Genomic DNA, 24,939 nt, shown 5'->3' on the forward strand with positions numbered 1-24,939 from the left:
TCTAGATCCGTAGTCTAGACTGAAATTCTAGTCAGTGCGCCGGAGGCGTGGCGGCCGCGTACGCGCGACCGGCCCGCCGCCCGGCGATCCACCTGCCCGACCCCCACCCAGGAGGCACCCGCATGACGCGCGGATTCGACGTTGTGGAGACCTGTATCGCCGACCTGCGCGAGGCACTGGAGAAGGGCCGGACCACCGCGGTCGAGCTGCTCGACGCCTACCTCGCACGGATCGACGCGTACGACCGGCCCGGCACCGCCACCGCCCTCAACGCGATGGTCGTGATGAACCCGGACGCCCGCGCCGAGGCCGAGGCCTCCGACGCACGCCGCGCGCGCGGCGAGACGCTCGGCCCGCTGGACGGCATCCCGTACACCGCGAAGGACAGCTACCTCGCGAAGGGGCTGACGGCCGCCGCCGGCTCGCCGGCCTTCGAGCACCTCGTCGCCCAGCGCGACGCCTTCGCCATCGAGCGGCTGCGCGCGGGCGGGGCCGTCCTCATCGGCCTGACCAACATGCCGCCGATGGCGAACGGCGGCATGCAGCGCGGCGTCTACGGCCGCGCGGAGAGCCCGTACAGCGCCGACTGGCTCACCAGCGCCTACGGCTCCGGCTCCTCCAACGGCTCCGGCACCGCGACCGCCGCGTCGTTCGGCGCGTTCGGCCTCGGCGAGGAGACCTGGTCCTCGGGCCGGGCCCCCGCCTCCAACAACGCGCTGTGCGCCTACACGCCCAGCCGCGGCGTGATCTCGGTGCGCGGCAACTGGCCGCTCGTGCCGACCATGGACGTCGTGGTCCCGCACACCCGCACCATGGCCGACCTGTTCGAGCTGCTCGACGTCATCGTCGCCGACGACCCGGAGACCCGCGGCGACCTGTGGCGCGCCCAGCCGTGGGTGCCGCTGCCCGCCGCCTCCCGGGTGCGGCCCGCCTCCTACCCGGCCCTCGCCCCCGCCGACGCCGGGGCGGCGCGCGCCGCGCTCGCCGGCAAGCGCGTCGGCGTGCCCAGGATGTACATCAACGCCGACCCCGAGGCCGGGACGAACCCCGAGGGCGGCATCGGCGGCCAGACCGGACAGCGGATCGACACCCGCCCCTCGGTGATCGCCCTGTGGGAAGCCGCACGCCGCGACCTGGAGGCCGCCGGCGCCGAGGTCGTCGAGGTCGACTTCCCCGTCGTGTCGAACTACGAGTCCGACCGCCCCGGCACACCCTCGCTGCTCACCCGCGGCCTGGTCGGCCGTGACTACCTCACCGTCGAGATCGAGGACCTCTCCGCCTGGGCGTGGGACGACTTCCTGCGCGCCAACGCCGACCCCGCGCTCGCCACCCTGGCCGAGGTCGACGGCGACCGCATCTGGCCCAAGCGGCAGGGCGAACTCCCCGACCGCTACGCCGGCTTCGACGACTCGATCGGCGACTACCCGCGCTTCGTCCGCGAGCGCCCGTACGCCTCCTTCACCGACATGCCGCACCTCGAAGCGGGCCTGCGCGGACTGGAGGAGACCCGCCGGGTCGACCTGGAGGAGTGGATGGACGAACTGCGCCTGGACGCCGTCGTGTTCCCCGCGGTCGCGGATGTCGGCCCCGCCGACATGGACGTCTCCGAGGCGTCCGCCGACCTCGGCTGGCGCAACGGCGTCTGGGTCGCCAACGGCAACCTGGTCCCCCGCCACCTCGGCATCCCCACGGTGACCGTGCCCATGGGCACCATGACCGACACCGGCATGCCCGTCGGCCTCACCTTCGCCGGCCGCGCCTACGACGACAACGCGCTCCTGACCCTCGGCGCCGCCTTCGAGGCGACGGCCCCCCGCCGCACGGAACCGCCGCGCACCCCTCGACTGCCCGCCGAGTGACGGGGCGGGGCGGGGCGGGGCGGGGCGGGGCGGGGGCGGGGCGGGGGCGGGGGTCTCCCCGCTCCGCCCCCGCCGCTGGCGCGGGACGCGAGGGCGCGCCGCCCGACATGTCCGCCGACGTCCGAATGTGTCCCGATCGATCAGGAATCGAGAAGCGCGGGCCACGGCGTTGCCTCTAGCCTGCACGCCATGGACATCAGCATTCACACCACCACCCTTCCGCACGACGACCCGGACGCGTCACTGGTCTTCTACCGCGACGTCCTGGGCTTCGAGGTCCGCAGCGACGTCGGGCAGGGCAGGATGCGCTGGATCACGGTCGGCCCGGCCGGGCAGCCGGGCACGTCGATCCTGCTGGCGCCGCCCGCCGCCGATCCCGGCATCACCGAGGACGAGCGCCGCACGATCACCGAGATGATGGCCAAGGGCACCTACGGCTGGATCCTGCTGGCCACCCCGGACCTCGACGCCACCTTCGAGAAGGTGCAGGCCGGTGACAGAGAGGTCGTCCAGGAGCCGACCGACCAGCCGTACGGCGTCCGCGACTGCGCGTTCCGCGATCCCGCGGGCAATCTGATCCGCATCCAGGAACTGCGCTGAGCCGTACGGGTACCGGCGCGGCTGTGCGAGCCGCCGCGCGACCACCCGTGAGGGGTGCCGGCGGCACGTGGACGCGCCCGGGGGCAGCCACCCCGGCCACCCCCGGTCGCTCGAAGGCGCCGATGGGCAGGGCAGACGGACAGGGCAGACGGAGAACGAGGGGGTTCCCATGTGCAGGCCGGAATGGCGGCGAGCGCTCGTCCAGGCGCAGCGCCTGGCCGACTTCGCGCGGTTGCGCCGCGTCCGCGATCGGATCGACCGGGAGTACGCGCAGCCGCTCGACGTGGCGGCGCTCGCCCGCGACGCGAACATGCCCGCCGGGCAGCTGAGTCGGGAGTTCCGCGCCGCTTACGGCCGGTCGCCGTACGCGTATCTGATGGCGCGTCGCATCGAGCGGGCGGCGGCGCTGCTGCGGCGGGGCGACCTCGGCGTCACCGAGGTCTGCCGCGCGGTCGGCTGCGCGTCGCTGGGTACGTTCACCACCCGCTTCACCGAGCTGGTCGGCATGCCGCCAGGAGCCTTCCGGCGCCGGGCGGCGGGTGCGGCGGACGCGGCGGACGGCCGTCCCGTTCCCGCGGCGGGGCCGGCGATCATCCTGGACGGGATGCCCGCGTGGGTGGCGAGGCGGGTCGCGAGACCGGTCAGGAATCGAGAAGCCCCGGCCGCCGGGCAGCGCCTAGCGTGATGGTCATGGCAACCACCGCTTCCACCGCAGCCCACACGTCCCTCACCTCCGTCACCCTTGAGGTGGCCGACCCCGAGGCCGCCCTCCGCTTCTACCGCGCCTTCGGCGTGGACACGCACATCCGCCTGCGGGCGTCCGGGGCGCACTCCACCGGATTCCGCGGCTTCACCCTGGCGCTCACGGTGTCCGGGCCCGCGACCGTCGACGGCTTCGTCGGCGCCGCCGTGGACGCCGGGGCGACCGTCCTGAAGCCCGCCGCCAAGTCGCTGTGGGGCTACGGCGGCGTCGTCCAGGCCCCGGACGGGACGATCTGGAAGATCGCGACCTCCGCGAAGAAGGACAGCGGCCCCGCCACCCGCGAGATCGACGAGGTCGTCCTGCTGCTCGGTGTCGAGGACGTGAAGGCCACCAAGCAGGTCTACGTCGACCGGGGCCTGACCGTGGCCAGGAGCTTCGGCGGCAAGTACACCGAGTTCGCCCCCGGTGGGGCCGGCACCGTCAAACTGGCGCTGTACAAGCGCCGCGCGCTGGCCAAGGACCTCGGCGTCCCCGTCGACGGCACGGGCTCGCACCGCATCGTGCTCGGCAGCGCCGCCGGGGCCTTCACCGACCAGGACGGGTTCGTCTGGGAGGCCGCCGAGGCGCTCGCCCCCACGCCGTCCTGACGACGGGCCGCGCCTCCGCTGGGCCACCGGGTCCTGCGCGCCCGGCCCCGCTCGATCGTCCGCGCCGCCGACGACAGCCGGGCCCCGGCCCGGATCGCCGACGCGTACACCCCCACCAGTAGCGCACACACATCCACCAGTACAAGGAGTGAGCCATGAAGGCGCACGTCAGCTCCATCCTCCTCGGCGTCCGGGACATGGACCGGGCCAAGCGGTTCTACACCGAGGGGCTCGGCTGGAAGATCCAGAACGACTACGGCATCTCGGTGTTCTTCGCATCGGACGGCGCCTCGCCGGTCGGCTTCTACGGCCGCGAGGGCCTGGCCGAGCAGGTCGGCACGGACCAGGAGGGCAGCGGCTTCAGCGGCCTGGTCCTGACCTACGTCGTCCGTAGTGAGGCACGGGTCGACGAGATCATGGCGGAGGCCCAGCAGGCCGGCGCCACCGTCCTCAAGTCCGCCGGCGCTCTGCCGTGGGGCGGGTACGGCGGCACTTTCGCCGACCCGGAGGGCCACATCTGGAGCCTCGGCTACAGCGCCCAGGGAACCGACCAGCCCTACGCCGAGTAACCGCGATCGCGCAGGACCTACGAGCGGGTCGCGAGCCCCGTGACCCGCGCCCGCTCGGACGCCCCGCGGCGACCGCTACCGCCGGGACGGCCGCCCCACCCCCGGCGCCTCACGTGAGCCGTCTGCCGACCGGTCTAGACGAGGGACCCGCCGCCGTCGAGCGTCAGCACGGAGCCGGTCGCGAAGGGGTTGCCCAGCAGGAGGAGGTAGGCCGCCGCGGCGTCCCCGGGCTGCCCGACCCGACCGGCCGGGAGTCCGCCGCCCTGGCTCCGGAAGAACGCTTCCGGTTCCGGGACGAGGCCGTCCCACAGTTCGGTCCGCACGACGCCGGGGCGTACCGCGTTGACACGGATCCCCCGCGGGGCCAGGTCCAGGGCGAGCGCTCGGGTCAGGGACTCGATCGCTCCCGTCGTGCTGGCGGGGATCGGCGAGCCGGGCAGCGGGCGGGTCGCGACCACTCCGGACGTGACGACGATCGAGCCGCCCGGACGGATGGCCGGCACCGCGTACTTCACGGCCAGGAAGGCTCCCCAGTAACGGACTTCGAAGCCGGCGCGGGCCTCGGCCGAGGTGAGGTCCTCGATCCCCTTCAGGAGCAGGGTGTCTCCGGCCGTGTAGACGAGGTGGTCGAACTCGCCGAGTCCGGCGAAGAACGCGGCGATCGAGGACTCGTCCGTCACATCGATGCGACGGCCCTCGGTGTCGCCGGGCAGCGTGTCCGCGGCCGCGTCCACGCGTTCCTGGCTGCGCGAGGCGACGACGACGCGGGCTCCGTCCTTCGCGGCCTGCTCGGCGACCGCGTAGCCCATGCCCGAGGTGCCGCCGATGACGACGATCTTCTTCTGGTTCAGTGTCATGAGGTGAAGCTATGTCAGTGCCGCGAGACGATGAATGGCCAAGCATCTCGATCCGCTGTCCGATCGTCTCGATCCCCCGGCACTATGATCGCGTCGTGGACATCCTGAGCGACACCCTGGCCGCACTGAGAACGGGACGTCCCAGCACCGTCCGCACCGAGGCGCGAGCGCCGTGGGGCTTCCGCGTCCAGGCCGTCGTCGGGGCCGCGTTCCATGTGGTCGGCGAGGGCCGGTGCCTGCTCGTACCGCCGACCGGGGACCCGATCGAACTCGGCGCGGGCGACGTGGTCTTCCTGCGCCGGAGCAGCGGCCACGTCCTGACCGACTCGCCATCGAGCCCGGTCGTGGACTTCGCTCCGGTACCGGTCGACGCGGGTTCGCCGATCGGCCGCCTCGTCGCCGACGGCCCCGGCGCGCGGACCCGCCTGCTGTGCGGCGCCTACAAGCTCGACGTGGACCACCGGCATCCGCTGCTGCGCGAACTCCCGGAGGTCATCCACCTTCCCGCCCGCCCGGGGCGCCATCCGGCGCTGCAGGCGACGGTCGATCAGCTCTGCGTCGAGATGAACGCCCCGCGGCCCGGATCCGACGCCGTCGTCGGGTCGCTGATGGACCTGCTCCTCGTCTACATCCTGCGCTGCTGGTACGACGAGCAGTCGCACGAGCGCGCCGGGGGCTGGGCGGCGGCCCTCACCGATCCGGTGATCGCACCGGCGCTGCATGCCATCCACGAGGACCCCGGGCATCCGTGGACCGTCGAATCCCTCGGCGGCAGAGCGGGCTTGTCCCGGGCGGCCTTCGCCCGGCGCTTCACCGCCGTCGTCGGCGATCCGCCGTTGAGCTACCTGACGACGTGGCGCATGACGACGGCCGGACGACTCCTGCGGGACGGCGACCTCTCCCTGACCACCGTCGCGGCGAAGAGCGGGTACACGTCGGAGCTCGCGTTCGCCAAGGCCTTCAAGCGCCACTTCGGAGCCCCACCGGGCGCCTACCGCCGCGAGGCACGGGCCCGCCGGCCCGGCCGATGACCCCGGCCACGGTGCCGGCGACCCGGTACCGGGAGAGCAGCACGCGCAGCCGGCCGGTCTCCGTCCTGATCCTGCCGAACCCACCTTCCTCCTGAGACCCCGCGACTACGCTTGTCCCGGTCACGGCCAAGATCGAACGAGGGGGGATCACCCATGCCGTACGAGATCGGCGCGAAGGTGAGGCTGACCCGGGATGTGCAGGTCAGCGCGGACGGCATGACGGCCGGAACCGGCCTCCCCGGTCCGCTGTTCCTGGCCGGGGGCTTGACGGGCATCGTCTCCGGCTCGGCAGTACAAGTCGGCGGCGCGTCCCCGGACATGCTCGCGAGCTTCGACCAGCAAGTCCGCGGCAGCCGGTTCGACAGCTTCACCGCCGGCCTGATCGACGACCTCCGTCAGCGGGTCGTCGGGATGGGAGCGGTGGGCGCCGGAGCCGGCGCTCGGACCAGGTACACGGTGCGTTTCGAGAACGGCTTCGTTCTCGGCGGTCTCGAAGAAGACTGGCTGGCCGGAGCCTGAGTGTCCGTCATCGCGCCGGCGCGGTGACGGACACTCAGGCCGGGTAGCCGATCGAGCCCAGCGGTGGGCAGGGGATGAGTGTGGTGCCGGCGCCGGGGCGTTCGACGAAGGCCCTGGCCTCGGCGGCCTGTTGGCGTCGGGTCTCCAGCTCGTCGGCGTGCCAGGCGTCGATCCGGGCCCGGGGGTAGTCCCACGAGTCGTCGATGAGACTGAGGCTGGTGTTGCCGGCGCTGCGCTGGAACTCCGCCTTCACCGCAGCTTGTTGGAGCGCGGTCTGGACGGCGGCGAGATCGATGCGGGTGATCAGGACGCCGAGGGTGTTCGGTTCACGGGTCGGCATGGGGGCCTGCGGGAGCAGCGACACCCCGGTGTCGAGGCGGCCGATGTTGTCGACGCTCGCGTCCTGGGCCTCCCGCACCGCGATCCGCATCTCCCGGTGCAACCAGAAGAACTCGTCGAGGTCGGCCTGGGTGATGCGCATCCGCTCGTACAGGGCACGGAAACGGGGGTCCTGGTGCAACGGGACCAGGACAGCCGCGTGGAGTGCCACGCAGTCGTTGAAGCCCCCTGCCACGGCGGCCTCGAAATGGAGGATGGCCAGTTCCGCATCTCCCTGCGCGCACGCCAGCTCACCGAGGTTCGCACGGCCCGACGCGGCGAGCCACGCACCGTCGGGGCCGAGCGCCGCGGCACGCGCGACGAGGTCGTGGAGGCCCCTGGTCCCCGCCGCGGCGGGTCCTTTGGTCAGGAACTCCACCAGCACTTCGTGCAGACGGGTGGCCAGCGAGCTGACGGTGTCGACCATGGATCTCCTCGGGCCTCGGTAGTTCATCTGGGGAGAACTGTGGGGGCGTCAATTCTGCGGTGGCCCCTGGAAAGGACGGGCGGACGGGAGGAGCGGTTCCCGCCGCCGGGACCCGTCGGACAGGAGAGCGGGTCGAGAAGGAGAACGCCCTCCTCCTCACCGCGGACAGCACGACGATGCCGGGCCCCCGGCCGCATCACGCCCCGATCCGACCGGAAGCGACCCGCGCACCGTCCCTCCCCCTGACCTGAGCCCAGACCTATCTCCCCATCACCCCATGGATCAACCGCCCGTGGCCGGGCGAACGTCGTCCGATGCGGCACCAGCCTCATGCATTCGCTCGATGAGTGGCGATCAGCTCGCGGTACCAGGCGTACGAGGCCTTCGGCGTGCGCCGCTGCGTCTCGAAATCGATGTGGACGAGGCCGAAGCGCTGGTGGAACCCCTCGGCCCATTCATAGTTGTCGAGCAGCGACCAGGTGTAGTAGCCGCGCGCGTCCACGCCCTCGGCGACCGCTGCGGCCACCGCGTCGAGGTGGCCGGCGAGGTAGTCGATGCGGGGTTGGTCGTCGAGGGTGTCGGTGGTCGAGCAGCCGTTCTCGGTGATGGTGACGGGTGGGAGGGCGGCGCCGTAGCGCTGCCGCAGGCCGACGAGGAGTTCGCGCAGGCCGTCGGGGACGACGGGCCAGCCGAAGGCGGTGCGGGGGACGCCCTCGATGGGGGCTTCGGCGAAGGGGAGGCCGGGGTCGGTGGGGGCGGCGATGCGGGTGGGGTTGTAGTAGTTGACGCCGAGACCGTCGAGGGGCGTCCCGGCGATCAGCTTCAGGTCGCCGTCCCGGACGCTGCCCCCGAGGTCGGGGCCGACGCCGTAGGCGGCGAGGTCGGGGTAGCGGCCGAGCAGGAGCGGGTCGGTGAACAGGCGGTTGTGCAGGGCGTCGTAGGCCTGCGCGGCGACCAGGTCGGCTTCCGAGGAGGAGGCGGGCCAGACCGGGGTGAGGTTGTTGGCGATCATCACCTCCAGGCCGCGCTCGCGCAGGGCGGCGGCGGCCAGGCCGTGGCCGAGCAGCTGGTGGTGGGCGGCCGGGAGCGCGTCCAGCATCAGGGTCCGGCCGGGGGCGTGGATGCCCATCGCGTAGCCGTAGACCATGTGCACGAAGGGCTCGTTGAGGGTGATCCAGGCGGGTACCCGGTCGCCGAGCCGGTCCGCGGCCACCGCCGCGTACTCGGCGAACCGGTACGCGGTGTCGCGGTTCAGCCAGCCGCCGGCGTCCTCCAGGGCCTGCGGGAGGTCCCAGTGGAAGAGCGTGGGCAGCGGGGTGATCCCGGCGTCCAGCAGGGCGTCCACCAGCCGGTCGTAGAAGTCGAGCCCGGCGGGATTGACCGGGCCCGCGCCGGTCGGCACGATCCGGGGCCAGGCGATCGAGAACCGGTAGCCGTCCAGCCCGAGGCCCCGCATCAGCGCGATGTCCTCCGGATACCGGTGGTAGTGGTCGCAGGCCACCGCCCCGGTGTGCCCGTCCCGTACCGCACCGGGCCGGGCGGCGAACACGTCCCAGACCGAACGCCCGCGGCCGTCCTCCTCGACGGCCCCCTCGATCTGGTAGGCCGCCGTGGAGACGCCCCAGCGGAACCCGGACGGCAGTTCAAGTCGAGCCTGCATGACAACCTCCTACAGAAACGCGAGGAGGGCTCATGTTACTGGCCGGACGCCGAAGCACCAGAGGTGGACGGCCGGGACATCCGGAGGTTGACGTGCCACCGCGGACACGTCGGCATCGGCGACCCCGCGCCGACATCGCCCCGGAAGCCTGACCAAGCCCGGGCGCGGGCGCGTTGCGCCGACCGCGCCCGTCCGGCAAGGGCGGCCGCCCGGCCCGGCGGAAGCGCCGGGCCGGGCGGCCCGGGCGGGTCAGCCGACGGGGTTGAGCGCCCACTGCTGGTTCGTCTTCGCCAGGCCGCCCGGGGACCACTGGATCACGGGCGTGGTGTCACTCGGGTTCCCGCCGGAGACGTCGAGGACGAGGCCGCTGTGGAAGTTGACGACGGCCGAGGTGGCGCCGTTCACGTTGACCTTGCCCCAGCGCTGGTTGGCGCCGCCGTTGCACGTCCACTGGTTGACCGCGGTGCCCTGGCCGGTGCTCCAGCCCGGCACCTCAAGGCACTTGCCGCTGTACACGTTCACGAGGAAGCCGTCGCTGACCCGCCACTGCTGCGCGGTGTCGGAGCACCAGGACGACTGGCGGACCGGCGCACCGTCGTCGGTGCGGAAGTCCACGACTCCCAGGCACTTGCCGGTCTCGGCGTTCTGGAGCGCCACCGTGGAGTCGGCCGAGAGCGGGACGTAGGACATCCCGGACGCCGAGGCCGGGGCGGCGGCCAGCAGCCCGGCGCCGAGCCCGAGGGCGACGGCAGTGGCGGCGGAGCCGAGACGGCGCTTGGCAAGGACGTGGTTGTTCATGGTTCCCCCATAGGATCTCTGTACCTGTGCTTCGGATCGAGACACCCGGGCTTCCCGACCGCCTCAACCTCATAGACGTGCCGACCCCGGCGAGGTTGCAGGTGTCCTGGACGTACTTTTGACACCCCGTCGGAACCCCGCGTGCCCCTCACCGCCCGGGCAGCCCGGTCGCCGGGGGCTCCGCCGTGTCGGGCGCGACCGGGCGGGGTAGAGGGCGGGTGACCTGTCGGTGGGGTGGAGGGACTGTGCCGTGCCTTGGTGGGTGCTGCTTGTCGTCGCCTACGGGTCGACCGCGGCCTGCGCCGTCCGGTACCGGCGCGCGCTCCGCGTCTTCCTGGACGCTCCGGTCGTTCCGCGGGCGCCCGGCGAGGAGTTCACGCTCTACGAGGTGGCCTTCCTGCAGCTCTACGAGGACCGGGTCGCCCGGGCGGCCATGGCCGCGATGGTGCTGGGCGGGCGGCTGAGGGCGCGGGACAAGGTGCTCACCGTCATCGATCCCGTGCCGCGCGACGCGGTCGAAGCCGACGTGATCAAGGTGATCGGGCTTTCGCCGAGCCGCCGGACCTGGCGCCGGATGGACCGGTTCCAGCGGAGCCGGGCCGTCCTCGCGATCGGTGACCGGCTCGGCGACCAGGGGCTGGTGCGGCACCCCGGCCGGTCCCGGGCGGCGCAGCGGAGCCACACCTGGCTGGTGTGGGCCCAGGTAGCGTCCGTCGCGATGGGACTGACCGCCGTCGGCCTGGCCGCCGCCGAGGGAGGCCGCGCGTTGCTGGTCCCGCTCGTGGCCACGGCCGTCCTCCTCGCGGTCGGCTGGAAGGCCGCCACCCCGCCGGTGAGCGGCCACTACTGGCACTGCAGCCGGACGGACGCGGGGCGGGCCGCGCTGGAGGCCCACTACGCCGACCACGAGCCGTGGATCCCGCACACCAACGACGATCTCTCCGCGCACGACGCCGAGTTGCTCGCCACCGCCGTTCGTCGGGGCGGCTTCACCGGCAGGCTCGGCCCCCTCTCCGGGGCCGTCTCCTGGCCCGAAGGCCCACGCACCGGGCCGCCCGTCGACGACCCCCCGGGGCTCGGCGGTCTCTGACGCGACGCCGGGCCCGGCGCCCGACCTGGCGCCCGGAACGGCGCCCGGCCCGGCCCCCGGGGCGGGCGCCAGGAGGTCGCCCGCCGCCCCTCCCCCGTCGGACGACGGGTGCCACCGGGATGCTACCCGTCGGTAGGATGCCGCCCCTGCACGGAACAGGCACAGCACAGCACAGCAGGGGCACAGCAGGGGCACCGCAGGGCACAGCACAGCAGGGCCCAGCACGGCACAGGCGGGACGGGGACGATGGGGATACGGCTGCTCGGACCGGTCGAGCTGTGGCGCGCGGACGGCGAGGCCGCCGCGGTCGGCGGTGCGAAGCGGCGGGCGGTGCTCGCCCTGCTCGCGCTGGAGCTGGGCCGGACGGTGGCGGTCGAGCGGCTCTTCGAGCTGATGTGGGGCGACGAGCCGCCGATCCAGGCGAAGGCGGCGTTGCAGGGGCACGTCGCGGCGCTGCGCAAGGTGCTGGCCGGCTCGGGGTTCACCCTTACCACCCGCGCGCCCGGCTACCGGCTCGACGGCGACCCCGGGGCGGTCGACGCCCTCGCCGCCGGGGCACTGGCCGCCCGGGCCGCCGAGACCGCCGACGACGCCACCGCCGCCGGGTTGCTCCAGCGGGCGCTCGGGCTCTGGCGCGGCGCCGCCCTGGCCGATCTTCCGGCCACCCCGCTCTGCACCGATCTGGCCGGCCGGCTCGACGAGGGCCGGACCGAGGCCCTGACCGCCTGGGCGCGGCGCCAGCTGCGGCTCGGCCTGGGCCACGCGGCCGTCCCCGTCCTGGAGCAGAGCGTCCGCGCGGACGGACTGCGGGAGCCCACCGCGGCCCTGCTGATGCGCTGTCTGCACCAGAGCGGGCGCGGTGCGGACGCCCTGCGCGTCTACCACCGGGCCCGTGCCCGGTTGGACGAGGAACTGGGCGTCGCACCGGGGCCCGCGCTGCAGGAGGCCCTGGCCGAGCTGCCGGCCACCGACCGCCCCGGCCGGGGCGCCCCTTCCCGTCAGGCCCCCGACACCCCCGACACCCCCGACACCTCCGACAACACGGCCGCCGTCGGGCCGCCGGTGGCCGTCGGGGACCTGCCCGGGCCGCCCCGGGGCTTCGTCGGGCGCTCGTCGGAGCACCACTGGCTCGACCGGCAGTGCGGGCCCGACCGGACCGGGGACGGCCTGGCCGTGGTGACCGGCCCCGCCGGGGTGGGCAAGACCGCGACGGTGCTCCACTGGGCCCACCGCGTCGCGGCGGGCTTCCCGGACGGCGTCCTCTTCGCGGACCTGCGCGGCTTCGACCCCGCCGGTCCGGGCGACCCGGCCCAGGCCCTGGGCCGCTTCCTCCGCGCGCTCGGCCTCCCCGAGCAGGCGATCCCGGAGGACCGGGCCGCGCGCGCGGCACTGTTCCGTGACCGCACCCAGGGGCGCCGGCTGCTCGTCGTGCTGGACAACGCGCGGTGCGCCGCCGAGGTGGCCGACCTGCTGCCGTCCGGGCCCGGCTGCGCCACCGTGATCACCAGCCGGAACAGCCTGGAGGACCTGGTCGTCACCGACGGCGCCGCGCTGCTCCAGCTCGCCGCCCTGCCGTCCGCCGACGCGCACCGCCTGCTGGAGCGCCTGCTCACCGCCGAGCGCGTGGCGGCGGAGCCGGAGCCGGCCGGGCGGCTGATCGGTCTCTGCGACCGGCTCCCGCTGGCGCTGCGGATCGTGGCCGCCCGGCTCGCCGCCCGCCCGGGCTGGCGGATCGCCGACCTGGTGGACGAGCTGAGCGACGAGGGCACCCGGCTGGCCGCGCTCGGCACCCAGGGCGGGGCGGTCAGCGTCCGGGCGGCGCTCACCCTGACGCACCACCATCTCCCGGACGGCGCGCGGAGCCTGCTCGCGCTGCTGACCGTGCACCCGGGCAGCACCACCGACCCGTACGCGGCCGCCGCGCTGCTGGACACCGACGCCGAGGGCGCCCGGCACGCGCTCGGCCCGCTCACCGCGCACCACCTACTGGCGGAGCAGACGCCCGGTCGCTTCGGCCGGCACGACCTGGTCCGGCTCTACGGTTCGGAGCTGTTCGCCCGCTTCGCCCCCGAGCGGCAACGGGCGGCGTTCCGGCGCCTGGTCGACTACGAGCTCGTCGCGACCGGCCTGGCGGTCCGGCGGATCAACCCGTACCACGAGCCGTTCCGGCCGGCCGGGCCCGGGCCGCGCGCGCTGCCGCGGCTCGGCGACGTCCGGTCCACGCTCGCCTGGTGCCACGCCGAGGAGCCGGTGCTCCGCGCGCTGGTGACGGCCGCGACCGATCGCGGCGAGTACGAACGCGCGTGGCGCCTGGCCCGGTCGGCCTCGATCCTCTACTACGGCGCCGGGCGGGTCGCCGACCGGCTCGACTGCCTGCGGGTCGGGCTGCGGGCCGCCCGGCTGGACGGCGGCCGGGAGGGGCTGGCCGCCATGGAGGCGGCGACGGCCTGCGCCCTCGGCTCCAGCGGACGCGTCGCCGAGGCGCTGCCGCTCGCCGGGCGGGCCGTCGGCCGGACCACCCCGGACGACGGCGAACTGCACATCCACGCCCTCTCCGTACGGTCCTCGATGGCCGCCCTGTCCGGCGACCCGGCCGAGGCGGACCGGATCGCGCGGGCCGCCCTCGCCCTCATCCGGGCGAGCGGACTGCGCGAGCACGCCGCCACCGTGCTCAGCAACGCGGCGGCGATCAAGGTGGTGCTGGGCGAGCCGGTGGCCGCGCTGGAGCACGCCCGCGAGACGCGAGCGCTGCTGTCCGACCGTCCGACCGCCAACGCCCACCTGTGGGCGATGGTCAGCGAGGCCCTCGCCCGGCAGGCGCTGGGCGAACCGGAGGCGGCCGAACGGGTCTGGCGGGAGGCGCTGCACCTGTGCGGGTCGAGCGGCAACGTCCGGCTGCACGCCCTGGCGCGGCGTCACTTCGCCGACTTTCTGGCGGGGACGGGACGCACCGAGGAGGCCGGCGACCAGCTCCGGGCGGCGGGCGAGCTGTACACCGCGCACGGGGACGTCCGGCTGGCCGAGGACCTGGACGGGCGGCTGGCCGGACCGGCGGGCCGCCGGACCCCGACGGGCCCGACCGCGATCGCGCCCACCCCTCGGGCCCGCCACGGCCTGCGACTCGCTTAGCACGGGACACCGGAGACGAGATGACCATCCATCACCTGAACTGCGCCACCATGTGCCCCGTCGGGGGCCGACTGCTCCTGGGCAGCGGCGGACCGCTGATCGGCCGGCTGACGGCCCACTGCCTGCTGGTGGAGGGCGCGGACGGACTGGTCCTGGTCGACACCGGGTTCGGGACCGCTGACGTCGCGGACCCGCGGCGGCTCGGGCGGTCCTTCCTGCGGACGGTCCGGCCCCGGCTCCGGCCGGCCGCCACCGCGGTGCACCGGATCCGCGCGCTCGGCCACGACCCGCGCGACGTCCGCGACATCGTCCTGACCCACCTCGACCCCGACCACGCCGGCGGGATCGGCGACTTCCCGCACGCCCGGGTCCACGTCCTGGCCGACGAGCTCCGGGCCGTCGAGGCCCTGGCGACCCGCGGGGAACGCGACCGCTACCGCCCGGTCCAGTGGGCCCACGGTCCGCGCTGGGTGGAGCACCGACCGGACGCCGCCACCGAGAGCTGGTACGGCTTCCGCGCGATCCCGGCGCCCTGGCGCGGGGCCCCCGACGTGCTGCTCGTGCCCCTGCCGGGGCACACCCGCGGCCACTGCGGCGTCGCCGTCCGGGAGGCCGACCGCTGGCTGCTGCACTGCGGCGACGCCTACTTCTCGCAGACGGACGTCGACCCCGCCGCACCCCGCCGCCCGCCCGGGCTGACGGCCTTCCAGCGCATGATGGCGTTCGACAACGGTGCCCGGCTGCAGAACCGGGAACGCCTGCGCGAACTGCGCCGCGCGCACCACGACGAGGTCCGACTGATCTGCGCCCACGACCCGGCCGACTTCCCCCGCCCCCCGGCACCGCACCCGGGACGGCCCTGACCGGCGGGTGGGTCCGGGCGCCGGCGGGTGCGTCGGGGCACGGCGGGGCACCGGCGGGTGCGTCGGGGCGCGGCGGGGCGCGGCGCCCCGACGACGGCCCCGGACCGCCGGGTCGCTACTCCGGGGAGCCGCCGGCAACGGCCACCGGCCGCCGCGTGGCGGCGACGGCGCCGCCGACCGCCTTCAGCGCGTCGACCTCGCCCTTGCCGAAGAAGCCGTTGTCGCCCTCGGTGCCGACGCAGCGGGTGTCCGAGGCGGGGCACGGCTGCGGGTCGGCCTGGGCGGCGAGGCGTTCGCGGATCCCGGCCGGGGTGAGCGACGGGTCGGTGCTCGCGATGAGCGCGGCGACACCGGTGACGTGCGGGGAGGCCATCGAGGTGCCGCTCATCATGCCGTAGCCCCCGCCGGGCACGGTCGAGTACACGTCGGCGTCACCGTCGCCGCCCGGCGCCGCGAGGGCGATGACGCCCTCGCCGTAGTTGGAGTAGGACGCCCAGCCGCCGCCGACGGCCGTGGAGGCGACGGCCACCACGCCCGGAAGCTCGGCGGGGACGTCGAGGCAGGCCTTGGTGACGGTCCGTTCGAAGGGCTCGGAGTCGCTGGGGCTCGACGTGTCCGTCGGCGTTCCGGCGAAGTCCTGGTTGGCGTTGCCGGCGGCGGCGACCTGGAGCGATCCCCGGCTCTCGGCGTACTCCTGGGCGCGCCTGACGCCCTCGATGATGGCGGCCTGGTCCGGGTTGTCCGGGCAGTTGAACAGCCACGGGTCGGTCTCGTTGCTGCTGTTGGTCACCCGGAAGCCGTGGTCACCGGCCCAGACGAGCCCGCACACGGCGTTCTCGGCGTAGGTGAGGCTGCCCGGCTCCGCGGTCCGGACCGAGGCGATCTCCACGCCCGGGGCGACACCGACGACGCCCACGCCGTTCCTGGCCGCGGCTATGATCCCCGCGACGTGGGTGCCGTGCGAGCCGATGGCGCGCCAGGATCCGGCCCGGGTGTCGGTCCTGCCGTAGGCGCAGGAGACGGAGTCGGCGGCGTCGAAGTTGGGCGCGAGGTCCTGGTGCAGGTCGTCCACACCGGTGTCCAGCACGCCGACCTTGACGGTGCGGGAGCCGGTGGTCACGTCCCAGGCCTGGTCGGCCCTGATCTGGCTCATGTTCCAGCCGACGGTCTCGTCGGGGGCCTCGTCCGACTCGTCGGGGGCGGCCGGCACCGCCGGGGCGTAGGCGTCGGCCGGCACGTCGGCGGTGCGGGTGGCGCCCACCTGCTGGATCCCGGGCACGCCCCGCAGCGTGGTGGCGAAGTCGCCGGTGGTCGAGTGCGCGACGACCACGCCGATCGCGTCGTAGGAGGCGAAGACCGTGCCCCCCTTCGCCACCACGGCGGCCTTGGCGGAGTGGACGTCGGCGGGTGCGCTGATCACCAGGTACGAGCGGATCCCGGCGGACCAGCCGGGCGGGGCCGCCTCCGGCGTGGAGGCGGGGATGGCCGTGAGCACCGCGGGGACGCCGACCGCCACCGCGGTCAGGGCGGCGACAGCGAGGACCCGACGACCGGTCCGCCGACGTACCAGGGGTGACATGTGTTCTCCGATCAGCCCGTCTGCAAGGCGTTCGCACGAGGTCTCGACGCAACGTGCCAGGGCAATGATCCCTTGAACCGGGGACCGCTCACGACACACCCCTGTCACCCGCCGGAACAGCACCGCTCTCCGGCCCCGCGGCCGGCCCTCTCCCACGGCCGGCCCCTCCCGCGGGCGGCCGCGCGCCGGTCAGGGCTTGACGGCCACCGCGGCGTAGGCGGAGGCCTCGGCCTCGGTGATCTCCGGGCCGGAGCCGTCCGGATCGGGCCGCCAGCGGTGGGTGGCCACCACACCGGGGTCGCGGATCTCCCAGCCGTCGAGGAAGCTCCGGACCTCCTCGCGGCCGCGCATCCGCACCGGGGTGCCGGCGGCGGCGTACACCTGGCTGACGCGCTCGGCGGCGGCGGGCGCGAAGTCCGCCGTGCCGTGGCTGATCACGAGGGCGCTGCCGGGGGCGAGCGCGCTCTTGAGCCGGTCCACCACGGCGTGCGCCTGCCGCTCGTCCGGGATGAAGTGCAGGAGCGCCACGAGGCTGAGGGCCACCGGCCGCGCCAGGTCCAGGGCCTCCCGCAGCTCCGAGGACTCCAGGATGGCCTCGGGCTTGTGGACGTCGGCCTGGAGGTAGACCGTGCGGCCCGCCGGGTTGGAACGCAGGAGGGCCTGGGCGTGGGCGAAGACGATCGGGTCGTTGTCCGTGTAGAGCACCCGGGCCTGCGGGTTGACCTGCTGGGCGACCTCGTGGAGGTTGGGGCTGGTCGGGATGCCGGTACCGATGTCCAGGAACTGGTCGATCCCCGTACCGGCCAGGAAGCGGATGGACCGGTGCATGAACGCCCGGTTCGCCCGGGCCGCGACGGGCGCCCACGGAAAGACGGCCAGGGCCTGCCCCGCGGCCTCGCGGTCGGCCGCGAAGTTGGTCGTCCCGCCGAGGTAGTAGTCGTACATCCGGGCCGAGTGCGCCCGGTGCAACTGCAGATCGACCTCGACGCCGTCGTGACTTCCCCTGCTCCCCGCCATCTGTCTCCCCCGCCGTGCCGGCCCGTGGGCCGCGCCACCCCCATGCGCCATGCGGCGCGCGCTCAGGCGCGCCAGGGCGCACCTCTCAGTGGAGACATCTGCCCACGACCGATGCCGGTCAACCGGCGCGGCGGTCGCTGCGACCGGCGCCTCACTGAACCGGTCCAAGCTATGCCAACGGCATGTGACGATCCATCAGTATCGTCTGCGTATTCATCATATTACTTTCAGTCAGTATTCTTGATTCTCTCTTTGCACACAGCCGCCCCTGCTGCGCTTGCATGTTCCACGGGGGCCTCAACCGTTCCCTCGCTCAGGCTCGGTGGCCCCACACCGCAGACACGAGGAGGACCGACATGACGATCGACCGGCAGGCGCCGCCCCCGACGGGCGGGCGCAGGGGAGGGCAAGCCATGAACGACAGCAGCGCACCGGACGGTCCCCGCTTGCGGCTCACCTTCGAGGCGTTCTGCGCCACCCACGAGCGGGCCTGGTCGGGCTTCGCCCGCACCCAGGTCGGCGCCGACCACGGCGCCGCCGAACTGATCGTCGCCGAGATGAAGGCCCACCTGCGTCGCAACTGGTCCCTCGCCCTGCGCCAGGAGATCCCCGCCGCGTACGCCTGGCGCCTGCTCAAGGAGCACCTCGGCGCTTGGCTGGACGCCCAGAGCCAGCCCACCGCGGTGCAGATCGCCGCGATGGACGCCGTGATCGGACACTTCTGCCGACAGGCCCGGCTCAGCCTGGAGACCCTCCCCGAGCAGATCGGCCTGCTCACCGCGATCCTCGCCCTACCCGAGCGCCAACGCGACATCATGGTCCTCACCTACTGCCTCGACCTGGACGACGACGAGGCCGCCGCCTACCTCGGCACGCCGACCGCCACCCTGCGGTCCAACCGCCGCCACGCCCGCCGGCGGATAGCCAAGGCCATCGGCCGGCCCGACCTCTCGGACAGGGAGTCCCGGTGAACCGCAATCTCGACCACCCCGGCCTCACCTCCTGGCTCGACGGCGGCCCGGCCTGCAACGGCTGGCCGACCGACACGGAAGCGGGGGGCCGGACGGAGGTCTTCACCGGCACCGCGGCCGCACCGCCCGTGCAGCCACCGCGGATCACCGTCGCACCGGCACCCTTCCCCTCCGCCCACGAGCAGGCCGCCCACGAACTCTCCCTCGCCATCGCCCTGGTCCTCAACGCACCGCAGGCCGGCGCGTCCCTGAAACAGCTGGTCAACGGGTCCCGGATCCACCCGGAGGGCGCGCTCGTCCTCGCCTGTCTGCTGGCCCTCACCGGCCGGGTGGACGCCGCGCAGTTCTGGTGGCAGTTCGCGGCCGGCTCCGGCAGCACCACCGCGGCGTACCTCCTCCACCTGCACCACCAGCAGGCGGGCGAGACGCGGGACGCCGCCTACTGGCGCGCCCAGGCGGAGAACCTGGCCGAGAACTCGCGGCACCGCGCCGGACCCCACCGCCCCGCCACCGCGCTGCTCCCCGAGCAGGTGCGGCACGACATCCTCGCCCGCTGCCACGACGGTCTCGCCCCCCGCCTCCCGCCCCGGCTGCAGGCCGTCCTCAACCAACTCGTCGTGGACGGCGAGGACGAGGACTTCGGCGAGATCCCCCAGCCGTCCGCCAGCCTGGTCGAGGACCTCGCCACAGCCCGGTGACGCGACCCGGTGACGCAGCCCGGTGACGCAGCCCGGACGACGCGTCAGCCGGTGGCGGCGGCCCCGGGTGGCGCGGCCGAGGAGGCGCCGCGCCGGCCGCCGCGCCCGGCCACGGGCCACCGCCACCGGGGCGGGGTGCGCCCACGCGGTGTCCGCGTACCCCACCCCACCCCGGCCGCCCGGCGCTACCTCGGATCACGGTTGAAGACCGACTTCGACCAGAGGTAACCGAGGACGGTGAGCGCCACGCACCAGGCGACGGCGAGCCACCCGTTGTGCCCGATCCCATGGCCGAGCAGCAGGCCGCGCAGGGTCTCGATGGCCGGCGTGAACGGCTGGTACTCGGCGATCGGCTGGAACCAGCCCGGCATCGCGTCGACCGGGACGAAGGCACTGGAGATCAGCGGCAGGACGATCAGCGGCAGCGCGTTGTTGCTCGCCGCCTCGGCGTTCGGGCTGACCATGCCCATCCCCACCGCGATCCAGGTGAGCGCCAGCGCGACGAGCGCGAGCAGCCCGAAGGCGGCCAGCCACTCCAGGGCGGTGGCGTCCGTGGAGCGGAAGCCGATGGCCACGGCGACGGCGCCCACGAGGAGGACACTGGCGACCGACTGCAGGACGCTGCCGATGACGTGTCCGACGAGGATCGACCCGCGGTGGATCGCCATGGTGCGGAAGCGGGCGATGATGCCCTCGGTCATGTCGTTGGAGACGGACACCGCCGTCCCGACCACCGTGCCACCGATGGTCATCAGCAGGATGCCCGGCACGACGTAGGCGATGTACGCGGAGCGGTCGGCGCCGCCGCCCATCCCCGCGCTCATCACGTCCCCGAACACGTAGACGAAGAGCAGCAGCAGGACGATCGGGGTGAGCAGCAGGTTGAGGGTGAGTGACGGGTAGCGCCGGGCGTGCAGGAGATTGCGGCGCAGCATCGTGGAGGAGTCGCGCACGGCGAGGGAGAGGGAGCTCATCGGACGGTCTCCTTGGACTGGTTGTTCTGGGCGGGCACGCTGGAGCCGGTCAGGGCGAAGAACACGTCGTCGAGGTCGGGGGTGTGGACGGTGAGTTCGTCGGCCTCGATGCCGGTGGCGTCCAGCCGGTCGAGGACGGCGCGCAGGTCGCGCTGACTGCCGTCGCTGGGGATCCGCAGAGCCAGGGCCTCGTCGTCGCGGGTGACGTCGTGCAGGGCGAGGGCGGCGGACCGGTAGGCCGCCGGGTCGGCGAAGCACAGCCGCACGTGGCCGCCGGGAATGAGTCGCTTCAGCTCGTCGGCGGTGCCTTCGGCGGCGATCCGGCCGTCGTTCAGGACCGCGATGCGGTCGGCGAGTTGGTCGGCCTCCTCCAGGTACTGCGTGGTGAGGAGGACGGTCACGCCGCCGGTGACGAGTTCGCGGATGATCTGCCACATGGTGTGGCGCGAGCGCGGGTCGAGGCCGGTGGTCGGCTCGTCGAGGAAGATGACCCGCGGGCCGCCGACCAGCGTCATGGCGATGTCCAGCCGGCGCTTCATGCCGCCGGAGTAGGTGGAGGCGGGCTTCCCCGCCGCCTCCACCAGGTCGAAGCGTTCCAGGAGTTCGGCGGCGACCCGGCGGCCCTCGCGCTTGGACAGGTGGTGCAGGTCGGCCATCAGGAGCATGTTCTCCTCCCCGGTGATCAGGCCGTCGACGGCGGAGAACTGCCCGGTGACACCGATCGCGGCGCGCACCGCCTGCGACGCGGTGGCGATGTCGTGGCCCGCCACCCGGGCCTGCCCGCCATCGGCCCCGATCAGGGTGGAGAGGATCTTGACGACGGTGGTCTTGCCGGCCCCGTTCGGGCCGAGCAGCGCGAACACGGACCCGGCCGGGATCCGCAGATCGATGCCGTCGAGGACGGTCTTGTCCCCGTAGGACTTGCGCAGACCGACGGTGGAGACGGCGACCGGTGGCAGGTGACCGTCGGCCCGCCTGGGTGTGGGCATGGCGGATGAAGGCATGAGCCCTCCCGTTCGAGAACTGAAGTGACTGGGGCGTGTGCGAGGTGGCGGTGCCGGGGCTCAGGCCGCGGCACGGAGGAGGTCGATGGTGCTCTGCCGGGTGTGGTTCTTTCGGACGACGACATCGTCGATCGTCTCCGGGATCACTGACGTCGCGAGGCCTATGACGCTATGATGGCACCATGATGGCGCCATACGCAAGCCTTTATGGCACCCACCCTGACATCGGCCTCGCGCCAGGCATTCCCGGGCTTCCCATCGGCCCGATCCTGGAGCAAGCACCCCCCAACGACCGGGCACCCCGCACCCCGCGGCCCTGGAGGCAGCACCCGTGGCACCTCATGACGTCTCATGGCACCGGATGACGCCAGATGGCACCACCCACGCGCCAGGCGATGCCACGACGCCACCCGCAGGCACCCCACCCCACCGGCCCGCCCGACATCCGCCCCGGCCCCGGCCCCGGCCCCGGTCCCCCGGCCCGGACGAGCACCCGGCCCCCGACCCGCGACCCCCGACCCGCGACCCGCCCGCCCTGCCACCGCGCGGGTCGCGGCATAGCCTGGACGCAGGACCGGACGCGGTGCCGTGCGAGCACCGGGCTGCCCCGCGACGCCGCCCCGCAGTCAGGAGGAGCCGGCCATGAGAAACCCCGTCGTCGTGGGCGTCGCCGCCTCGCAGTCGAGCCTGGAGGCCGTGGACTGGGCGTCGGACGAGGCCTGGCTGCGCAACGCGCCGCTCCGCGTGGTCCACGCCTGGTTCGGTGAGGCGGCACACGCTCCCGCGGGTCAGGAGACCCGGCTCAGCAAGGACGCGGGCGCCGGCCTGCTCGACGCGGCCCGCGAACGCGCCCTGCTGAGGCACCCCGGCCTCGCCATCGTCACGGAGCTGGTGGACGACCATCCGCGGCAGGCGCTGGCGGCAGCGGCCGAGGAGGCCCTGCTCCTGGTCCTGGGCGCCCGGGGTACGGGGGGCTTCCCCCGCCTGCTGCTCGGCTCGACCAGTCTCCGGGCCGCCGGCCACGCCGCCTGCCCGGTCGTCGTCGTGCACGACACCGGGGCCGGCGCCGGCGGCGGCGTGCTGGTGGGCGTCCAGGGCAAGGGACACGACGACGAGGTACTCGCCTACGCCTTCGACTCCGCGCGGCGCCGGAACCTCCCCCTGTTCGCCGTCCACGCCTGGGCCTATCCGCTGGTCGCCGGGCCCGCGCACGACCTCCCGCTGGTCTACGAGGAGGCGGACATCGCCGCCGAGCACGACCGGCTGCTGGCCGAGGTGCTGGCCGGCCCGCGCGAACGGTTCCCGGACGTCACCGTCACCGCGACCGCGGTGCGGTCCAACCCGGCCCGCGAGCTGGTCACCGGGTCGCAGACCCAGCGGTTGGTCGTCGTCGGACGCCACGGTGAGCAGCGCGGACCGCTCGGCAGGCTGGGCTCGACCAGCCAGGCGGTCGTCCGGCACGCCGGCTGCCCGGTCGCGGTCGTCCCGGTCTGAGCGCCCGGCCCGCCTCGACCCCCGCAGCCCCCGGAGTCCCGCTCACCCGACGTGGACGCGGGGGCGGCGGCCGCGGTCCGGCTCGGCCTCCCGCAGCACCTCGCGGGTGACCGGCGCGACCTCGCCGTGGCCGAACAGGAAGAACCGCAGGAACTGGGCGAACGGGTTGCCCTCGGTCCACTCGAAGTAGATGTGCGGCTGCTGCCCCGTCCGGTCCCGGACTTCCATCAGGAGGGCCGCCAGGGCGTTAGGCACGCTGGAGCTCTCCAGGGTGAGCACCCGGTAGCGGTCGTGCAGGACCTCCCCGCGGACCTTCAGGACGGTCTCGAACTCCGACGGGTCGAGCACGGTGACCTCGACGAAGACCAGGTCGTCCTCGGCGGGGATGTCGTTGTCCGCCCGGATCTGGCGCTTCTTCTCCTGGTACTCCGCGAGGTCCCGGCTGTTCGGCTCGTTGGCGATCAGGCGCAGCGGGCGGTGCGTGTAGTCGCGGACGAACCGCTCGGCGGCCTCGTCGAACGCGACGTCCGTCACCCGCAGCTCGAAGGCCCGCTTGAGCCGGGAGAGCAGCGACAGCAGGATGATGCCGGCGATGAAGCAGGCACCGATCTTGACGCCGTCCGGCCGCTCGGCGATGTTCAGCGCCGTGGTGTAGACGAAGACCGCCGCGATCACCGCGAAGCCGATGGTCCAGTTGCGCTGGCGGGCCTTGTGCGCGGCGATGGTGACGGCGATCGCGGCCGAGCTGATCAGCACCAGCACGCCGGTGGCGTACGCGCCGCCCTGCGCGTCGACGCTCGCGTCGAAGATCCAGGTCACCAGGAAGGCGATCAGGGTGAGCACGATGACCATCGGCCGCACCGCCCGCGCCCAGGCCGGCGCCATGCCGTAGCGCGGCAGGTAGCGGGGCATCAGGTTGAGCATGCCCGCCATCGCCGACGCGCCGGCGAACCAGAGGATCAGGATCGTGGCCAGGTCGTAGACGCTGCCGAAGGCGCTGCCCAGGTACTCGTGCGCCAGGTAGGCCAGGGCCCGGCCGTTGGCCTCGCCGCCGGGCTCGAACGCCGCCTTCGGGATCAGCAGGGTGGTGATGAAGCTGGTGGTGATCAGGAAGACGCTCATGATCAGCGCGGCCGTGGTCAGCAGCTTCCGGGCGCCCCGGATCCGGCCGGTCGGCCGTTCCTCGGTGTCCTCCGGATCGCCCTCGATGTGCGGCATCACCGCGACGCCGGTCTCGAAACCGGACAGGCCGAGCGCGAGCTTGGGGAAGGTGATCAGTGCGACGCCGATCATCGCGACCACGTCGCCGTGCTCGGTGGTCAGCGCGTCCGACCAGTCGGTGACCAGGTGCGGGGAGCGCGCGACCTCCCAGAGCCCGGTGGCCACCACGACCACGTTCAGCGACAGGTAGATCGCGACCAGCACCACGGCCAGGCCGATCGCCTCGCTGAAGCCCTTCAGGAAGACGCCGCCCAGCAGCGCGACCAGGACGAGCGTGATCAGCACCTGCCGTCCGCTCAGCGCGCTCTGCAGGTGCGGGTTCTCCACCAGGTGCGCGGTGGCATCAGCCGCCGACAGGGTGATGGTGATCATGAAGTCGGTGGCGGCGAAGCCCAGCAGCGCGAGGACGAAGAGCTTGCCCTTCCAGAACGAGAGCAACCGCTCCAGCATCGCGATCGAGCCCTCGCCGTGCGGGGACTCCTTCGCGACCCGCCGGTACACCGGCAGGGCGCCGAACAGCGTCACCAGCACCAGCACGATGGTCGCCACCGGGGACAGCAGGCCGGCCGCCAGCGCGGCGATGCCCGGCTGGTAGCCGAGCGTCGAGAAGTAGTCCAGACCGGTCAGGCACATCACCCGCCACCAGCGGGCGCCCTGGTGCTCGACGGGCGCCTGCGCGTGCGGCCCGGGGTACTGCTTGGCCATGTCGGCCAGCCCGTCCAGCAACCACGCGCGCAAGCGCTGCCGCCCCGACGCCGCGGCCCCCGGATCGGCTGAACCCGACGAAACCAAGCCGCACCCCTGTCCACCGACCCACGCCGCCTCACCGTCGGGCGACGGCAAGGCGACAG

Annotated in this window: 21 protein-coding genes and 1 pseudogene; 13 read left to right on the forward strand and 9 right to left on the reverse strand. The window is 73.8% G+C overall.

All coding sequences use genetic code 11. The annotated features are described in order from the left end of the window. The first annotated feature begins 122 nt into the window (after positions 1 to 122). The 5 genes from ABZ495_RS24070 to ABZ495_RS24090 all read left to right on the forward strand — a co-directional run bounded on the left by ABZ495_RS24070 (position 123) and on the right by ABZ495_RS24090 (position 4,378). Entirely contained in the window at positions 123 to 1,859 is a 1,737-nt protein-coding gene (locus ABZ495_RS24070; RefSeq protein WP_359837965.1) for an amidase, read from the forward strand. Between the two features lie 189 nt (positions 1,860 to 2,048). Next, on the forward strand, positions 2,049 to 2,459 hold the full coding sequence (locus tag ABZ495_RS24075; protein WP_359837967.1) for a VOC family protein: 411 nt from the start codon (positions 2,049 to 2,051) through the stop codon (positions 2,457 to 2,459). Positions 2,460 to 2,628: 169 nt separating this feature from the next. Continuing rightward, positions 2,629 to 3,144, forward strand: coding sequence for a helix-turn-helix transcriptional regulator (locus tag ABZ495_RS24080; protein ID WP_359837969.1), 516 nt, complete (start codon positions 2,629 to 2,631; stop codon positions 3,142 to 3,144). 5 nt (positions 3,145 to 3,149) lie between these two features. Continuing rightward, positions 3,150 to 3,809, forward strand: a complete 660-nt coding sequence (locus ABZ495_RS24085) for a glyoxalase (protein WP_359837970.1) — start codon at positions 3,150 to 3,152, stop codon at positions 3,807 to 3,809. 155 nt (positions 3,810 to 3,964) lie between these two features. Then, a complete protein-coding gene (locus tag ABZ495_RS24090; RefSeq protein ID WP_359837972.1) occupies positions 3,965 to 4,378 on the forward strand; it encodes a VOC family protein in 414 nt (137 codons plus the stop codon). A gap of 134 nt (positions 4,379 to 4,512) precedes the next feature. Here ABZ495_RS24090 and ABZ495_RS24095 read toward each other — a convergent pair whose 3' ends face one another. Next, positions 4,513 to 5,235, reverse strand: coding sequence for an SDR family oxidoreductase (locus ABZ495_RS24095; protein ID WP_359811422.1), 723 nt, complete (start codon positions 5,233 to 5,235; stop codon positions 4,513 to 4,515). 95 nt (positions 5,236 to 5,330) lie between these two features. Between ABZ495_RS24095 and ABZ495_RS24100 the strand changes: the two genes are divergently transcribed. After that, a complete protein-coding gene (locus tag ABZ495_RS24100) occupies positions 5,331 to 6,266 on the forward strand; it encodes an AraC family transcriptional regulator (RefSeq protein ID WP_359811425.1) in 936 nt (311 codons plus the stop codon). 153 nt (positions 6,267 to 6,419) lie between these two features. Then, the gene (locus ABZ495_RS24105) at positions 6,420 to 6,785 is read left to right on the forward strand and encodes a hypothetical protein (protein WP_359837974.1); all 366 of its coding nucleotides are present in this window, start codon (positions 6,420 to 6,422) and stop codon (positions 6,783 to 6,785) included. Positions 6,786 to 6,819: 34 nt separating this feature from the next. Here the strand turns inward: ABZ495_RS24105 and ABZ495_RS24110 are convergent, their stop codons facing one another. The 3 genes from ABZ495_RS24110 to ABZ495_RS24120 form a co-directional block, all read right to left on the reverse strand. After that, positions 6,820 to 7,590 (reverse strand): hypothetical protein, encoded by a 771-nt coding sequence (locus tag ABZ495_RS24110; protein ID WP_359837976.1) that lies wholly within the window; start codon positions 7,588 to 7,590, stop codon positions 6,820 to 6,822. Between the two features lie 328 nt (positions 7,591 to 7,918). After that, positions 7,919 to 9,250 (reverse strand): GH1 family beta-glucosidase, encoded by a 1,332-nt coding sequence (locus ABZ495_RS24115; protein ID WP_359837978.1) that lies wholly within the window; start codon positions 9,248 to 9,250, stop codon positions 7,919 to 7,921. Between the two features lie 249 nt (positions 9,251 to 9,499). Beyond that, positions 9,500 to 10,048 (reverse strand): RICIN domain-containing protein, encoded by a 549-nt coding sequence (locus tag ABZ495_RS24120; protein ID WP_359837980.1) that lies wholly within the window; start codon positions 10,046 to 10,048, stop codon positions 9,500 to 9,502. Between the two features lie 262 nt (positions 10,049 to 10,310). Here ABZ495_RS24120 and ABZ495_RS24125 point away from each other — a divergent pair, with 262 nt between their 5' ends. From ABZ495_RS24125 to ABZ495_RS24135, 3 genes are all read left to right on the forward strand, one after another. Further along, positions 10,311 to 11,138 (forward strand): TIGR04222 domain-containing membrane protein, encoded by an 828-nt coding sequence (locus ABZ495_RS24125; RefSeq protein ID WP_359811439.1) that lies wholly within the window; start codon positions 10,311 to 10,313, stop codon positions 11,136 to 11,138. Between the two features lie 246 nt (positions 11,139 to 11,384). Beyond that, positions 11,385 to 14,267 carry a BTAD domain-containing putative transcriptional regulator gene (locus tag ABZ495_RS24130; protein WP_359837982.1) on the forward strand — a complete coding sequence of 961 codons (2,883 nt, stop codon included), beginning with the start codon at positions 11,385 to 11,387 and terminating at the stop codon, positions 14,265 to 14,267. A gap of 20 nt (positions 14,268 to 14,287) precedes the next feature. Continuing rightward, positions 14,288 to 15,130, forward strand: coding sequence for an MBL fold metallo-hydrolase (locus tag ABZ495_RS24135; protein WP_359837984.1), 843 nt, complete (start codon positions 14,288 to 14,290; stop codon positions 15,128 to 15,130). Positions 15,131 to 15,302: 172 nt separating this feature from the next. Here the strand turns inward: ABZ495_RS24135 and ABZ495_RS24140 are convergent. Next, positions 15,303 to 16,709, reverse strand: a pseudogene (locus tag ABZ495_RS24140) (S8 family serine peptidase); the annotation flags it as partial. Positions 16,710 to 16,898: 189 nt separating this feature from the next. After that, positions 16,899 to 17,726 carry an SAM-dependent methyltransferase gene (locus tag ABZ495_RS24145; protein ID WP_359837986.1) on the reverse strand — a complete coding sequence of 276 codons (828 nt, stop codon included), beginning with the start codon at positions 17,724 to 17,726 and terminating at the stop codon, positions 16,899 to 16,901. A gap of 413 nt (positions 17,727 to 18,139) precedes the next feature. Between ABZ495_RS24145 and ABZ495_RS24150 the strand changes: the two genes are divergently transcribed. After that, on the forward strand, positions 18,140 to 18,697 hold the full coding sequence (locus tag ABZ495_RS24150; protein WP_352293922.1) for a sigma factor-like helix-turn-helix DNA-binding protein: 558 nt from the start codon (positions 18,140 to 18,142) through the stop codon (positions 18,695 to 18,697). Beyond that, complete coding sequence (locus ABZ495_RS24155; protein WP_359837988.1) at positions 18,694 to 19,395, forward strand: hypothetical protein; 702 nt, start codon at positions 18,694 to 18,696, stop codon at positions 19,393 to 19,395. Before ABZ495_RS24150 ends, ABZ495_RS24155 begins: the two co-directional genes overlap by 4 nt. A 185-nt stretch (positions 19,396 to 19,580) precedes the next feature. Here the strand turns inward: ABZ495_RS24155 and ABZ495_RS24160 are convergent, their stop codons facing one another. Then, a complete protein-coding gene (locus ABZ495_RS24160) occupies positions 19,581 to 20,369 on the reverse strand; it encodes an ABC transporter permease (protein WP_359812252.1) in 789 nt (262 codons plus the stop codon). After that, positions 20,366 to 21,358, reverse strand: a complete 993-nt coding sequence (locus ABZ495_RS24165; RefSeq protein WP_359837990.1) for an ATP-binding cassette domain-containing protein — start codon at positions 21,356 to 21,358, stop codon at positions 20,366 to 20,368. Before ABZ495_RS24165 ends, ABZ495_RS24160 begins: the two co-directional genes overlap by 4 nt. Before the next feature lie 657 nt (positions 21,359 to 22,015). On the opposite strand from ABZ495_RS24165, the gene ABZ495_RS24170 reads away from it, so the two are divergent. Beyond that, a complete protein-coding gene (locus ABZ495_RS24170; protein WP_359837991.1) occupies positions 22,016 to 22,867 on the forward strand; it encodes a universal stress protein in 852 nt (283 codons plus the stop codon). A gap of 42 nt (positions 22,868 to 22,909) precedes the next feature. On the opposite strand, the gene ABZ495_RS24175 is transcribed toward ABZ495_RS24170, so the two are convergent. Beyond that, positions 22,910 to 24,793, reverse strand: a complete 1,884-nt coding sequence (locus tag ABZ495_RS24175) for an amino acid transporter (RefSeq protein ID WP_359809839.1) — start codon at positions 24,791 to 24,793, stop codon at positions 22,910 to 22,912. Positions 24,794 to 24,939 lie beyond the last annotated feature (146 nt).

Source organism: Kitasatospora sp. NPDC005748, assembly GCF_040630735.1.
In the GTDB taxonomy this organism is placed as follows: Bacteria; Actinomycetota; Actinomycetes; order Streptomycetales; family Streptomycetaceae; genus Kitasatospora.